This window comes from Acinetobacter sp. AOR01_HL (assembly GCF_027855455.1).
GTDB classification, from domain to species: domain Bacteria; phylum Pseudomonadota; class Gammaproteobacteria; order Pseudomonadales; family Moraxellaceae; genus Acinetobacter; species Acinetobacter baumannii.
The window spans coordinates 38278-53075 of sequence record NZ_JAKTIM010000053.1 but is presented as its reverse complement, the minus strand read 5'-3'; the positions used below and the strand labels follow the sequence as shown (position 1 = coordinate 53075).

The window sequence follows — 14798 nt, the reverse complement described above, 5'->3', positions numbered from 1 at the left end:
CACAGGCCGATGTGCACAAAAAAGGTGAACGATTATGCCAATTTACAATGCTCCTTTAGCTGATATGAAATTCATCTTAAATGATGTATTTAAAGCAGAACAATTTTGGCAGGCTAATGAGAAACTCGCTCATGTAGATGCTGCAACAGCTGAAGCAATTTTAGAAGAAATGGCTAAATTTGCTCAGAACGTGACTCATCCATTAAACCGTACTGGTGATGAAGAAGGCGCTCGCTACGAAAACGGCGAAGTCTTTACTCCTGCTGGCTTTAAAGATGCATTTCGTCAATATGCAGAAGGTGGTTGGATTGGCTTAGGTGCAGATGAAGAATGGGGCGGTCAAGGCATGCCAAAAATGCTTACCGTTCTTGCCGATGAAATGTTATTCGCGACAAACCCATCTTTCATGCTCTACCCACTTCTTTCAGTAGGTGCAGGTATGGCTTTAAGTAGCTACGCATCTCAAGAGCAAAAAGAAACGTATTTACCTAAGATTTATTCAGGTGAATGGTCAGGTACCATGTGTTTGACTGAACCACATGCCGGTACTGACTTAGGTATTATCAAAACTAAAGCCGAGCGCAATGAAGATGGTACTTATAACATTACAGGTACTAAAATCTTCATCACTGGCGGTGACAACGATTTAGCAGAAAACATCATTCACTTGGTACTTGCTAAAACTCCAGATGCTCCTGCTGGTTCACGTGGTATCTCGCTATTTATTGTACCGAAATACCTTGTAAATGAAGACGGTTCTTTAGGTGACCGTAACCATGTTGGTCCAGGCTCTATTGAACATAAGATGGGGATCAAAGCATCTGCAACTTGTGTGATGAACTTTGATGGTGCGAAAGGTTACCTCGTTGGTAAAGAAAACGAAGGCCTTGCTGCCATGTTCGTTATGATGAACTACGAACGTTTATCAATGGGTATTCAAGGTTTAGGTGCTTCTGAATTTGCTTATCAAAATGCTGCTCAATACGCGACTGACCGTTTACAAGGTCGTAGTGCAGCTGGTGTTCAGTCACCAAGCAAACCTGCTGACAGCATTTTAGTCCACGGCGATGTACGTCGTATGTTGTTAAACGTACGTGCAAACAACGAAGCTTCTCGTGCCTTTGCAGTCTATGTAGGTCAACAACTCGATATCACTAAATTCTCAACTGATGCAGAAGCCGTGAAAAAAGCCAATGACCGTGTTGCGCTTTTAACTCCAATTGCAAAAGCTTACCTCACAGATACAGCATTCCAAGCAACTTTAGATGCTCAAATGGTATTTGGTGGTCACGGTTATATTCGTGAATGGGGTATGGAACAATGTATCCGTGATCTTCGTATTGCTCAAATCTACGAAGGAACTAACGGCGTTCAATCTCAAGATTTAATTGGTCGTAAAACCATTAAATGTGGCGGTGCATTCATTGCTGAATACATCACTGAAATTCGTGACTTTGCAAATGACCTAGACACTGACTTGAACTTCATTAAAGATGCAACTTTAGATGCTGCAACTGAAATTGAAGCAATCACTCAGTTTATTATTGAGCAAGCTGCTGAAAATGTAGAGTTCCCGAACTCTGCTGCTGTTGATTACTTACATGCAGTGGGTCTACTCAGCTTCTCTTATATGTTTGCAAAAATTGCTGCCGCTGCTAAAGATAAATCTGGTGATTTCTACCAAAACAAACTTGCATTGGCTCAATACTTTGTTGAACGTATCTTGCCAGATATTGATGCACGGATTGCTAAAATCAAAGCTGGTTCAGACTTAATTATGGGCTTTAGTGAAGATTACTTTACCAATCAAGCTTAATTAAGTTCTTTATAAAAGCGCCTGAAAAATCAGGCGTTTTTTATTTTGTATTTACTATTTCCATTGGCACAAAATTTGTTTAATTTCTAAACATTCTCATATTAAAAAAGATTTTACTATGCCTGATCCCAAAAAGTTTGAAAGAACCCTTGATCGGTTTGGACATTATGCTGTTGAGGCTTTTCATTATTTAGCCTTATTTATCATAGGCTGTATGATTGCTTGGTCTGCTGCTCATACCGTTTTTGAAATTCTGACCGTCAAAAAATATGCATCAATCGATGACATCTTATTGTTATTTATTTACCTAGAACTTGGGGCAATGGTTGGGATTTACTTTAAAACCAATCATATGCCTGTACGTTTTCTTATTTATGTCGCCATTACAGCCCTAACACGTTTACTTATTTCTGATATCCAACATGACCATAAAGCCGACCTTGATCAAGTCATTATTACTGGCTCAATTCTTATTTTAGCTCTCTCTATTTTAGTTGTCCGTTTTGCTTCTTGGCACTACCCATCTGTTATGAAAGAAAAACATTCAAAAACACCTACTTCTTTAAAAACACCCCAACCGCAAGATGACGAGTTGGCATAAAAAAATGGCCCTAAGCTGGCCATTTTTTATTTTACGTTTAACGAACTCGATAAATGTGATGTTTCGAGTCAACCAATAAGTATTGGTTAGGAGTCTTCACCCAGTGGTATCCACGTGGTGGTGCATATAAGCGATGTGCACGCCAGTCTGAGACATAATAACGGCTATTACGATATTCCACAGGAATACGATCACCGCGCTTAAAGGCTACATATCGGCCATAATGGTTTCCACGCTCAGAGTGTGACCAAACAGGAGCTCTATGATCATTGCGGTGGTCATAACGATAATCATGACGCTGTTCATAGCGATTATGGTCTTTACCGTGATAGTTATCCCAACGATGATTTGAATCGGCCATCGCAGTTGCCGACATACCCAACATTAATGTTGAAAGTACGAGAACAATAGGCTTTTTCATGGTGTATTCCTTTTTATCTTGATCTGAAGCTAGATTAAGAGAGAGTCAAGGAGAAACCATGAATAAAATGGCTTTGATTGATATTGTTTGTAATGACTATAAAGAAAATATGAAGAATCTGTATCTGTGCTACCATTAGCATTTTTCAAGCTAGGTCAATTGCTGTGTCTGAAATCAGTTTTGAACGTCTTCATCAATTTTTCTGCAAAGTTCCAAGTGTACAAGAAGCCCGTATCATGGCTCATGGAGCAGATGGCGAACACGCTTGGTGGTTTAAGTTCAGTATTGATGTAGAACACCCTCTCGCATGGCAAACCGTTCAAGAACTCGGGCATGTTTTAAATTACCTGTCGACGAATGAGCGTTTACCTACTTTATTCTTTCCTGTATCTCCACCACCTTACATGAATGGTGAAGCAAAAGATTTTTTATCATGGGTTATTCAGTGTAATCACCCTGAGTTTTCTCCAGATGTGGTTTGTGATTGGCTTGAAGCGCGTTTGCCGAATCCTGTAGATGATGAGTCGCAGTGGAAAATTAAGACGGATTTGAGTGAAATAGAGAAGTTAGATGATAAGGCTTTGGATCAATTGATTCCGCCTACGCCTTAACTCGGACTTATGGCACAGCCCTTACTTACAATAATATTTGAATGTCTTTTGTATAAGCTAATGCCTCACTTTTGAGAGGTCAAAAGTGACAAAAACCTTTGTTTCACTGATGTTGCTTCCCTGCAACACAGTGAAACGGCGACATTCATGTCGGCAATCACCTTGCTACTTTTTGGAAAACTTCAAGATAGTGATTAAAAAGTCGATAAACCTGACCATTCCATAAAACGATAAATCCAATACTTCACTTTAGACTCATCGGCATACTTCGCATAGTCCACGCTCATCTGTCTACCTTGTAGGTTTGACCACGAAGTATTGAAGTAATTCTGAGCGTCTTTAAAGACTTGATCTTGAACTTTGCCTACAACCAACATATCCGTTTCAAGGTTATAATTTTTTAAATTACGGGCTGTAAAATTGGCAGATCCTACAATTAACTCAGCTTGTTGAGCATTATATTTTAAGATCATTTTGCTATGGTTCTGCTCACCATGAGTATCACACCAACGAATTGGAATGCCGGCAGCATGTAACTCTGAAGCTACCTGACGGTTTGGGATACCATTCTTTTGTCTACCAAACGCATCTTTATTTGGATCGAGTAAAACACGAACAATAACGCCACGTTCTTGGGCACTTTTTAGAGCTTTAATAATCTTACGTTCAGACAAATAGAACATACTTAAATCAAGATGTTCTTTAGGTTTAGCCGTATTAATTAATTTTAATACAGCTTCATAGATTGCCCCTTCAGTTAGCACTTGAACTTGAGGCTTGCTAACGTCTTTTTCAAAATCGCCTAATATAAGTGATGGTGAACTACTTCCTGACATTTGCGCAACAGCAGCTTCGGTTTGGAGTACATCAACAGCTGTGGCTCCATTTACCACCAATGCCACATTAGAATGGCGCGAACTACCATCATGCGGATTGGCTGAAGTCACCAATGACTTCCAACCCGTATCGGTATCAACGACAACAGTTTTACGATGGTTTGCTTTAAAGTTAAATAAGTTCAAATAACTACGTAGCGTAATTTTTTCATCGCCAAAGGGGTTGGGTAACCAGCCTTTCTCTGGATTATTGCCAATATTTTGACAGCAGATGTACCAAAAGCCTGACCAAAATGGGTTTGAAGCACGTAAAGGTGCCAGATTCGTTTCGATGACATCAACACCAGCTTGGCGTAATTGACGGTAGTGTTCAGGGCTTAGTCCACCATATACCGAATTAATCGGGTCGGTAATCATAACAACCTGAATTTGAGGGTTTTGTCTTTTTTTACTCACTAATGCATCAGTGAGCTCTTGCATCAATGGTCGTTGCTTTAGTTTTGAATCGCCTACTTCTGAATTAAATAAGAACATATCCACCACAATTGTGGTTTTTGCCTCATCAATCATTTTCAAGATTTCATCAAAGATGTGCTGATCAACCTGTTGTTGCCCATTCGCATCAATATACGTTTTATCGGCTAAAAATTTAACATCGGCATGTCTGAGCTTGCCACTAAAGTTAATTCCTTGCGGCAATGGTTTCACTGTGTGATAAATTGCCGATGCAAGATATGCAATAGCAACAACGCAAAGTATGACCGCCATATAACGACGTCCTGACCAATTTAACTTTTGATGAATTCGCTGAAAAATACGCATAAAAAAGACCTAACTTGATAGTTTCAAATTAGGTCTTTTGGCTTGATTTTTCAAGTTTAGTTTCGTGTTGAAGCCTTAGAAACTAAAATCTACACCAACGGTAAAGTTACGTCCAACTTGCGGGATATTTGATAAGAACGATGCATGTTGATAAACCGTGTCATCTAACAAGTTATTCGCTTTTAAATAAACGCGATAATCTGTTTTTGCACCATATTGTCCAGAGTATGCTACCCCTAAATTGAGCATGTTGTAGCCTTCTGTTTCGGTTTCATAAGCCGCAATCTTATCTTGATTAAAGACATGATAGTACTCAGCAGAACCACTAAAACCGTCACCAAAATCTGCATCAACTTTAGTACCTAAACGCCCAGCCGGAATACGTGGGGCGTTACCCTCGGCATCAATCTTACCGCGCACGTAATCGCCAAAAGCACTGATCTTGTACATTGGCGTAATTTGATAACCAATTTCACCCTCAGCACCATAGAAACGTGCTTTATCTTGAGTGTATTGAACTAAACGGAAGTCTTTATAACGGTCAAGGGTTTGCGCATAGATGTAGTCATCAAACCAGTTATGGTAAACATGAAGATGATAATCAAGTTTGTCATTATCAAAATGCAAACCTAACTCAACATTATTTGATTTTTCCTTACTGAGTTGATCATTTCCTAACTCATAAGTATTGGTCGCAAAATGGGCACCATTTGCATATAACTCTTGAGCAAGAGGCAGACGCTCTTGATGTGAAGCGACAAAAGAGAGTTTATAGTTCGGTGCAAACTCCCAATTCGCAGCACCTGCGTAAGAAAATGCCGAACCATCAAAATCTTGTTTAGAATTATCGTCTACATCAATTTCTTGCTGATCTGCACGGGCAGAAAGTTCAAAATGAACATCTTTCCATTGTTTATGTTCTAAAGCAAAAACACTCCACTTTTTGGTAGTAGTTGGTGCCATAAATGCTTCTTCACCAGTTAAATTTAGTTTTTGTTGGCCTAACTGGGTACCAATTACCCCTTCCCAATCAGCAATAGGATTATGGACTAACTCAATACGCCCATCATAACCTTTGTTTTGGAATCGAGTCGCGATTGTCCCTTCTTCAATTTCATCATGCTGATAGTCAGTATAGCTCGCTTGGGCACGTAACTTTTGGAAGCCTGCAAATGGATCATTTAACTCGGTTTTAAAATCATAACGCTCAGATTTTAAGTCAATCCATGGGCCGCCATGTTCGTGCTCATGTTCTTCATGGGCATGGGCTTCTTCACCCTCTTCATGATCATGGTCTCCACAATGCAAGCTCAGATCATCTAAATGGCAGGTTTCGTATTCATGGCTATGTCCCGGTAAGCCATACTGGTCTCGACGATTACTATAAGAAATACCCGTATAACCACGATCATAAATCCAAGACAACCCCACATTCACTGAATCACCTTGTGTAAAGGTATTGTCTACACGGCGCTCTTTTTCACCTTCATGAATATAGTTTGGTGCAATATAGTTATTCGCATCACGTGTTAACCCCTCAACACGTAATGCAACTTGGCTTCCCAACCCTACAGTTACCCCAGCACTCGCCAGCTTTTCATCACTTCCAGTGTTGTAACGTAAGCCAACTTGTCCTTCATAACCATTTTCAGGCATTTGTGTAGGGATCTTGTTATCAATAACGTTGACTAAACCACCAACAGTTCCAGCACCAAACAATAAAGTAGAGGGCCCACGAATCACTTCAACTTGTTTTGCGAGAACTGGATCTACTGTTACAGCATGATCAGGAGACAAAGTTGAGACATCCACATTTTCAGATGAATTTTGAAGAACTTTAACACGTGGTCCATCTTGGCCACGAATCACCGGACGACTTGAACCAGCTCCAAACTGATTCGTATAAATCCCCACCTCACTATTAAGCGCATCCCCAATAGTGGCGGCCCCTTCAGTCAAATGCTTTTGGTCAACTACAGTATCTGCGACTGCAAAATCTTTTGAAGTTTGCTCAAGGGGGTGCGCCTTGATGCGGATAGTTTCTAACTTCTCAACATTTTCATTTTCTGCTGCAAATACAGGTATAGATATGGCAGCCAAAATGGATAAGGTCAAAATATTTTTATAGAACAACATGAGGTGAGTCTCTAATCGTACGCCTTTTGTTTTGTTATATTATAACATTTCAATTGTTTTGCAATAAAAAACATTCGCTAATGACATGTTTCGATAGACTCAACTTTTTGATGATGTGAGAAGCTTTCTTTTCTAATGCCTTTTACAATCTCCCATGCAGTTATCGCCCCTCCACTTGCTAAATTGAGCCGAAACACGTTACCCATTGCCGCCTTAGCAATTGGCAGTATGACGCCCGATCTTTACCGCTTATTTACAATGCAATCAGGTATGCTGACTCATCAATGGAAGGGGCTTTTCTACCCTAACCTTGCATTAGGGCTATTATTCTCTGCCATTTGGTATTTACTTTACCGACCTGTGGTTTACCGTTTTTTTGGTATCCAACACGATTTAAAACTAGATTCTTTTAGACATTTTTTTAGCTTTTTTATTGGAATCATAATTGCTCTACTCATTGGTATAGCAACACATCTCATTTGGGATGGCCTTACCCACTCAGACTTTAGAACTTTTATATTTCAAGACTTTTTATCGCAAACTGTTCACTTGTTTGGCCGCCCTTATCCATTGCATCGCCTTCTTCAACTCGGTTCTTCTGCTCTGGCATTACCTTTTTTAGGCTGGATGAATATTCATTACTATCAGCGCCATAAACAGCATTGGAAAGTAAATTATAAAATTAAAATTTTTGCTTGGTGTTTATTTACTTTATCTACACTTTTAGGCTTATTTTCATTTTGGGACTATGCCCGTTATATTCCCCATGAGGTTTGGCATTCTGATACCTATTATTTTACTGGCCGCTCTATTAATGAGTTTATGCAAGGTTGGTTAAGTACTTTTAGTTTGGGATGTCTATTATTCTTATTTTTAGATCGACAACAAAGAATGGGCTAAATAGCTAAAGTTGCTGCCAAATTGCTCATTTTTAGCTAAATTATAGCTGTTTTTTGATCTAGTTCTTGTGGCATGCCATTCAACAGGGCATAATCGAAAACTTATTTTTTTGACGGTGCGCGGTTTACGCATCCGTCTTTTCAGCCAATATAGTTTGGATAATCTTCATCATGATGCGAACTCATTACTGTGGCTCTTTAACTGAAGCCCAAATCGACCAGACCGTTACATTATGCGGTTGGGTACATCGTCGCCGTGACCATGGCGGTGTTATTTTCCTTGATATGCGTGACCGCGATGGTCTCGTTCAAGTGGTTATTGACCCAGATACTCCAGAAGCATTTGCAACTGCAGATAAAGCACGTTCTGAATATGTATTAAAAATTACAGGTCGTGTTCGTCGCCGTTATGAAGGTACTGAAAACCCAAATATGGTGAGTGGTCAAATCGAAGTTTTAGGCAAAGAAATCGAAGTTCTTGCTGCATCTGAAACTCCACCATTCCCATTAAATGACGACACAATTAATGTGTCTGAAGAACACCGTTTAAAATATCGTTTCTTGGACATCCGTCGTCCAGAAATGTTAGAGCGTTTACGCTTCCGTTCTAAAGTAACCAACTTGATTCGTAACTATTTAGACGATCATGGTTTCTTAGACGTTGAAACTCCGATTTTAACTCGTGCAACCCCTGAAGGTGCGCGTGACTATTTAGTACCAAGCCGAGTACAAAATGGTAGCTTCTATGCACTTCCACAATCACCACAATTGTTCAAACAATTGTTGATGGTTGGTGGTATTGATCGCTACTACCAAATCGCGAAATGTTTCCGTGATGAAGACTTACGTGCTGACCGTCAGCCTGAATTTACTCAAATCGACATTGAAACATCGTTCTTAAACGACGATGACATTATGGATTTGATGGAAGGCATGACTGTTAAATTATTTAACGACTTGCTTGGCGTAAAATTTGAAAAATTCCGCCGTATGCCATACAGCGAAGCAATGCGTGATTATGCATCTGATAAACCAGACTTGCGTATTCCGTTAAAACTCGTTGATGTTGCAGACTTAATGCAAGAAGTTGAGTTCAAAGTATTTGCAGGTCCAGCTAAAGACCCTAAAGGCCGTATTGCAGCACTTCGTGTACCGGGCGCAGGTTCATTAACACGTAGTCAGATTGACGAATACACTAAATTTGTCGGTATCTACGGTGCGAAAGGCTTAGCGTACATTAAAGTCAATGAAATCGAAAAAGGAATTGAAGGTCTTCAATCTCCTATCGTTAAATTCATCGAACCAATCGTAATGCAATTGCTTGAACGTGTTGGCGCTGAAAATGGTGATATCGTATTCTTTGGTGCGGACAAAGCTAAAATTGTAAATGATGCAATGGGTGCGCTTCGTGTCAAAATCGGTCATGACTTGAACCTTGCGACTTGTGAATGGGCTCCACTTTGGGTTGTTGACTTCCCAATGTTTGAAGAAACTGACGATGGCAAATGGACTTCTGTTCACCATCCATTCACATTACCTAAATCTAGCGTAGAAGATGTGAAGAGCAATCCAGGCGAAGCACTTTCTGTTGCTTACGACATGGTATTGAACGGTACTGAAGTTGGTGGTGGTTCACTTCGTATTTACACATTAGAAATGCAAAAAGCGATTTTTGAAGCGCTTGGTATTTCCGATGAAGAAGCAGAAGAAAAATTCAGCTTCTTACTCAATGCGCTTCGTTACGGTGCACCTCCTCACGGTGGTTTGGCATTTGGTCTTGACCGTTTAGTAATGCTTATGACTGGCGCGACTTCAATTCGTGATGTTATTGCGTTCCCTAAAACGAAAACTGCTGAATGTCCACTTACTCAAGCACCGGCTCCTGTTGAAGCAAACCAGCTTCGTGACTTGGGCATCCGCTTACGTGAACAACAAAAGAAAGAAGCTTAATTGCTCTTTAATAAAAAACCCTGCAATTGCAGGGTTTTTTATTAGACGGTCTCAAACAAACATTCGGTTTTTATAAGCTATGCTTTGCGAAAAAGCACGTCAGTGGCATAATAAGCTGCTTTCAATTAAGAGGTCAGCTTTATGGCTATGCGCCCAGATGTACGTCGACATGCTTTAGTCGTGATTGTATTCTCCCTCGCACAATGGTTTTTCATGCGCTACATCCTTGCGAATGAATTATTTAACCTCACGACGAACCAACGTATTCTTTATTTCTGTGTAAGCAGTTTAGTCGGTGCATTACTTATCTTTGTTGCACTGATTTATATGGTGCTCAAAGGTAATGCGGATAAAAAGTAATGCAAAAGAAACTGCTCATCATTGGTAAACGCAGCGGTATTTTGCAGTGGTACGAAAATATTCTTGCTGCTGCCCATCAAAGCCCTGATTATGAAATCCAAGGCTTTGCCTTAAATCATAACAATACCACCGATCGGTTTCTGAAAAAGCTATTACCAAACAAAGATATATATACGGCAAATTTACTCAAAAAGAAACTGCAAACGTTTCAGCCAGATTTGATTCTCATTGCCGATCTTTTTTATTTTAATGATCATTTACTGCAAGTTTTGGCAGACTTTCCATGCAAAAAAGCACATTGGATTGGTGACTTTTTTGATGAACGCTTATTAAAATCTAAAGACGTCATTGATTTATATTGTTTTACCGATTCTAGCTTTATCGAAGATGCGAGAGCAATGGGACTAAATCATGCCATTTATCTGCCTCTTGCTTATAATCCAAATGTCTTCTTTTCTAGCAATGAACAAAAAGATGATCGTCTTTTATTTGTAGGCGCATGGTCGCCTGATCGACAAGAGCTCATTGAACAGATTCCCCTTCCCCTCACTGTCTATGGGAAAGGATGGGATAAACTCAGCAAATCAAACAGTATTGTTCACCCTCACAATATTCCTTTGACTGAAGTTGCCGAACTCTACAGAACGCATCGTTACATCTTGAATGTCATTAACAAGAAAAATATTCGTCAAGGTATGAATATGCGTTGTTTCGAAGCTCCGGCTTGTGGTTGTATTTTGGTAAGCGAGTATGTTGAAGATCTAAACTATGCTTTTGATATCAAAAATGAAATTATTTCATTTGAGAATCCGCAAGAATTGCAATTGAAGTTAAAAGATCCAATAATCAGCGCTGAAGCAGCCATGTATAAAGTTCAACAGAGTCATACTTATAAAAATAGGATAGAGACCGTCGTTGACTTATTGCTTCAAGCTTAAGTTTTAGCTTTTTTAATTTTGTATAGGCCACCCTCACGTGTTTGTTAGTGTTATTGTTCCAAGTTATAACCATGACCAATATTTAGAAGACAGAATTGAGAGCATTCTTAACCAAAGCTATTCGCAATTTGAAGTGATTCTTTTAGATGATCTATCACCCGATCATAGTGCCGAAATTTTAGCGAAATACAAAAGCCATCCGAAAGTTTCACATTGCATCATCAATGAACAAAATTCAGGCTCAACATTTTGCCAATGGAACAAAGGCATGCATCTAGCAAAAGGCGATCTGATCTGGATTGCAGAGTCTGATGATGTTGCCGACTTACAATTTTTGGAAAAATTAGTCCCTCATTTTGAAAAAAATCCTAAGCTTGTTCTTGCCTACAGCCAATCTCATCGAATGAATGCACAAGGTGAAGTCACGGGTTCATGGAAAGATTTTACTGATCAAGTTGATTCAAAATTATTTGAAAATGATTTTGAAATGAATGGTCTCGAATATATCGAAAGATTTTTAAATGCTCAAAACACCATTCCAAATGCCAGTGGTGTCATTTTTAAAAAACAGACTTATTTCGATGTAGGTGGAGCTAATCCAAGTCTACGCTTTATTGGTGATTGGGAAATTTGGGCAAAAATCGTATCGCAAGGTGACATCTTCTTTACGCATGAGTGTTTAAATTATTTCCGCTACCATGACACCAGTGTTATTGCCCAAGCCAAAAAGAAAAAAGATCATTTTGAAGTAAGACGGCAAGTGATTTTGCTCCGCCAAAGCATGTCTCAATTCTTAAAAGACTATTCCAAGACACATCCAGAAGCCAAAAAGGCTTACTGTATTAACCAGCAGAGCTTATCTAAAGAATTGAGAAAAAATGCTTCTTTGGCAATTCGTCGTCGCTATTATGATCGAATTATTCCAACGAGTATCACTGCACTACAGACTCTACCTTTTTATGTTGTCCCTTTTTACATACTCAAATTACTTATTCAGTTCATTTTATCAACCTGTTTAGTCGCACCATATAAAATAATATTGAAACAGCCTCGATAAAAAAAGAGGAGATAAACTCCTCTTTTTTTATGCTTTAAATGCATCTGCAATCTGATCTTTATCACTCACCAACACCTCACCAACCTCATCAAGAGGCCAGTTAATCGCTAGTGTTGGATCATTCCAAATAATAGCGCCTTCACTTTCTTTATTGTAGTAATTGGTGGTTTTGTACAAAAACTGGGTATTGTCTTCAAGTGCGATAAAGCCATGAGCAAAACCTTCCGGTATCCAAAACATGGTTTTATTTTCTGCACTCAGTTCAACACCAACCCATTCACCATAAGTTTTTGAGTCAGGTCGAATATCTACCGCAACATCCCAAACACGACCTTGTACAACACGTACCAGTTTTCCTTGCGCATAAGGTGCATTTTGATAATGCAACCCACGTAACACACTCTTTTGAGACAATGAATGGTTATCTTGTACAAAAGTTGGAACAGGCAAGTTTAATTGTTCAAGTGCTTGTGCAAAACGTTGCTGATTAAAGCTTTCCATAAACCAGCCGCGATCATCACCAAATACATTTGGATGTAGAATCAAAAGCCCTTCTATTTTAGTCGTTTCAACCTGCATTTGACTCTTCCCAGATTTTTTTCAAATATTGACCATATTCTGTTTTTTTCAAAGCTTCAGCACTTTCTAAAAGTTTCTCTTTGCTAATCCAACCTTGATTGAAACCAATTTCCTCTAAACATGCGACTTTTAATGACTGACGCTTTTCTACAGTATAGATAAAGTGACCTGCTTCTAAAAGCGATTCATGCGTGCCCGTATCCAACCATGCAAACCCTCGCCCTAAAAGCTCCACATTCAATGAACCATCTTTCAGATATGCATTATTGATATCAGTAATTTCAAGTTCGCCACGTGCAGATGGCTTCACTTGTTTAGCAAACTCTACAACACGATTGTCATAGAAGTACAAACCCGTCACGGCATAAGGTGATTTTGGCTTTAATGGTTTTTCTTCAATGCTGAGAACTTTTCCAGTTGGGTCAAACTCGACAACACCAAAACGCTCTGGGTCTGTCACATGGTAACCAAATACTGTTGCACCATGCTCTCGATTACTCGCAGCTTCTAATTGTTTGCCAAAACTTTGACCATAGTAAATATTGTCACCCAAGATCAAACAAACATTATCTTGACCAATAAACTCTTCACCAATTAAAAATGCCTGTGCCAAACCATCTGGAGAAGGTTGTACTTTATAAGTAAGTTCAATACCAAATTGAGAACCATCACCGAGCAGTTTTTCATATTGGGGTAAATCTTCTGGTGTCGAAATCAATAAGACTTCACGAATACCGGCAAGCATCAATACAGACAATGGATAGTAAACCATTGGTTTATCGTAAATTGGCAAAAGCTGTTTCGATACACCTTTGGTAATTGGATGTAAGCGTGTACCTGAACCACCCGCTAAAATAATACCTTTACGTTTGAGACTCATTTATTTAATAGCTCCACTATGGTTCGCTTTACACCATCTTGCCAGTTAGGTAGACAGAGTTTAAAAACATGCTGTATTTTTTGGTTGTTCAATCTTGAATTGTGTGGTCTGGTTGCTGGTGTTGGGTAAGCCTTTGTTGGAATTGGATTAACCTTTTGTACAATCAGCGCCTGTCCTAATGACCGTGCTTGCTCAAATACATAACTTGCGTAGCCAAACCATGATGTTTCACCACTCGCCACCAAATGATAGACACCAGCTTTACTCACATCGGCTACGACTTGAGGAATAGCATGTGCGGTAATATCAGCAATTAGCTCAGCAGAAGTTGGAGCACCAATCTGATCATCAATAATCGACAACTCTTCACGTTGCTGAGCCAAGTTCAACATCGTTTTCAAGAAGTTTTTTCCTTTACTTGCATAGACCCATGATGTTCTGAAAATTAGATGCTGACAGCCACTCTCAACAATTGCCTGTTCGCCTAATGCCTTGGTTTTACCATAGACATTTAATGGTGCAATTGCATCTGTTTCAACAAAAGCTGTTTCACCTGCCCCGTCAAAAACATAATCGGTAGAGTAATGCACAAATAAAGCTTTAATTTGCAAACATGCATCGGCTATAGCTTTTACAGTTTGATGATTCACAAGATCAGCCGAATCCTGCTCAGTTTCAGCCAAATCAACAGCTGTATAAGCAGAAGCATTAACGACTACATCGGGTTTTAGCGCCACAATCGTGTCAAAAATTGCCGATGGTTGAGTCATATCGCCAGATAGACCATTTAAACCATGACGGTCTAATGCAACTACCTCGCCCAAAGGAGCAAGCGCTCGCTGTAGCTCCCACCCAACTTGTCCATTTTTTCCAAGCAATAAGATCTTCATAG

The 14798-nt window shown here is 39.5% G+C and carries 14 protein-coding genes; 8 read left to right on the top strand and 6 right to left on the bottom strand.

Translation table 11 applies throughout. The features are described 5' to 3' along the window. The first annotated feature begins 34 nt into the window (after positions 1–34). Both MKL62_RS16925 and MKL62_RS16920 read left to right on the top strand, forming a co-directional pair. Positions 35–1816 carry an acyl-CoA dehydrogenase C-terminal domain-containing protein gene (locus tag MKL62_RS16925; RefSeq protein WP_001123422.1) on the top strand — a complete coding sequence of 594 codons (1782 nt, stop codon included), beginning with the start codon at positions 35–37 and terminating at the stop codon, positions 1814–1816. Between the two features lie 118 nt (positions 1817–1934). Continuing rightward, positions 1935–2417, top strand: a complete 483-nt coding sequence (locus MKL62_RS16920) for a phosphate-starvation-inducible protein PsiE (RefSeq protein ID WP_001113293.1) — start codon at positions 1935–1937, stop codon at positions 2415–2417. A 37-nt stretch (positions 2418–2454) separates the two neighbouring features. Here MKL62_RS16920 and MKL62_RS16915 read toward each other — a convergent pair whose 3' ends face one another. Further along, on the bottom strand, positions 2455–2838 hold the full coding sequence (locus tag MKL62_RS16915) for an RcnB family protein (protein ID WP_000743009.1): 384 nt from the start codon (positions 2836–2838) through the stop codon (positions 2455–2457). 164 nt (positions 2839–3002) lie between these two features. On the opposite strand from MKL62_RS16915, the gene MKL62_RS16910 reads away from it, so the two are divergent. After that, complete coding sequence (locus tag MKL62_RS16910; protein ID WP_001290061.1) at positions 3003–3449, top strand: hypothetical protein; 447 nt, start codon at positions 3003–3005, stop codon at positions 3447–3449. Between the two features lie 194 nt (positions 3450–3643). Here the strand turns inward: MKL62_RS16910 and MKL62_RS16905 are convergent, their stop codons facing one another. After that, positions 3644–5107, bottom strand: coding sequence for a phospholipase D family protein (locus MKL62_RS16905; RefSeq protein WP_005127964.1), 1464 nt, complete (start codon positions 5105–5107; stop codon positions 3644–3646). A gap of 75 nt (positions 5108–5182) precedes the next feature. Beyond that, on the bottom strand, positions 5183–7243 hold the full coding sequence (gene znuD / locus MKL62_RS16900; RefSeq protein ID WP_005127962.1) for a zinc piracy TonB-dependent receptor ZnuD: 2061 nt from the start codon (positions 7241–7243) through the stop codon (positions 5183–5185). Positions 7244–7378: 135 nt separating this feature from the next. Here znuD and MKL62_RS16895 point away from each other — a divergent pair, with 135 nt between their 5' ends. From MKL62_RS16895 to MKL62_RS16875, 5 genes are all read left to right on the top strand, one after another. Continuing rightward, positions 7379–8143, top strand: a complete 765-nt coding sequence (locus MKL62_RS16895; RefSeq protein ID WP_001116945.1) for a DUF4184 family protein — start codon at positions 7379–7381, stop codon at positions 8141–8143. Positions 8144–8313: 170 nt separating this feature from the next. Beyond that, positions 8314–10092 (top strand): aspartate--tRNA ligase, encoded by a 1779-nt coding sequence (aspS, locus tag MKL62_RS16890; RefSeq protein ID WP_000986451.1) that lies wholly within the window; start codon positions 8314–8316, stop codon positions 10090–10092. A gap of 141 nt (positions 10093–10233) precedes the next feature. Then, positions 10234–10452: a hypothetical protein gene (locus tag MKL62_RS16885; protein ID WP_001251491.1), complete on the top strand. Its 219-nt coding sequence runs from the start codon at positions 10234–10236 to the stop codon at positions 10450–10452. Continuing rightward, positions 10452–11390 (top strand): CgeB family protein, encoded by a 939-nt coding sequence (locus tag MKL62_RS16880; RefSeq protein WP_001170031.1) that lies wholly within the window; start codon positions 10452–10454, stop codon positions 11388–11390. The genes MKL62_RS16885 and MKL62_RS16880 overlap by 1 nt, the downstream gene beginning before the upstream one ends. 37 nt (positions 11391–11427) lie before the next feature. Beyond that, the gene (locus MKL62_RS16875; RefSeq protein ID WP_000498151.1) at positions 11428–12447 is read left to right on the top strand and encodes a glycosyltransferase family 2 protein; all 1020 of its coding nucleotides are present in this window, start codon (positions 11428–11430) and stop codon (positions 12445–12447) included. Positions 12448–12474: 27 nt separating this feature from the next. On the opposite strand, the gene rfbC is transcribed toward MKL62_RS16875, so the two are convergent. The 3 genes from rfbC to rfbD are packed head-to-tail and all read right to left on the bottom strand — an operon-like array spanning position 12475 to position 14796. Further along, positions 12475–13026: a dTDP-4-dehydrorhamnose 3,5-epimerase gene (gene rfbC / locus MKL62_RS16870; RefSeq protein WP_001195721.1), complete on the bottom strand. Its 552-nt coding sequence runs from the start codon at positions 13024–13026 to the stop codon at positions 12475–12477. Continuing rightward, positions 13016–13906: a glucose-1-phosphate thymidylyltransferase RfbA gene (gene rfbA, locus MKL62_RS16865; protein WP_000054001.1), complete on the bottom strand. Its 891-nt coding sequence runs from the start codon at positions 13904–13906 to the stop codon at positions 13016–13018. Before rfbA ends, rfbC begins: the two co-directional genes overlap by 11 nt. Then, positions 13903–14796: a dTDP-4-dehydrorhamnose reductase gene (gene rfbD / locus MKL62_RS16860; RefSeq protein ID WP_000698332.1), complete on the bottom strand. Its 894-nt coding sequence runs from the start codon at positions 14794–14796 to the stop codon at positions 13903–13905. The genes rfbA and rfbD overlap by 4 nt, the downstream gene beginning before the upstream one ends. Between the last annotated feature and the right edge of the window lie 2 nt (positions 14797–14798).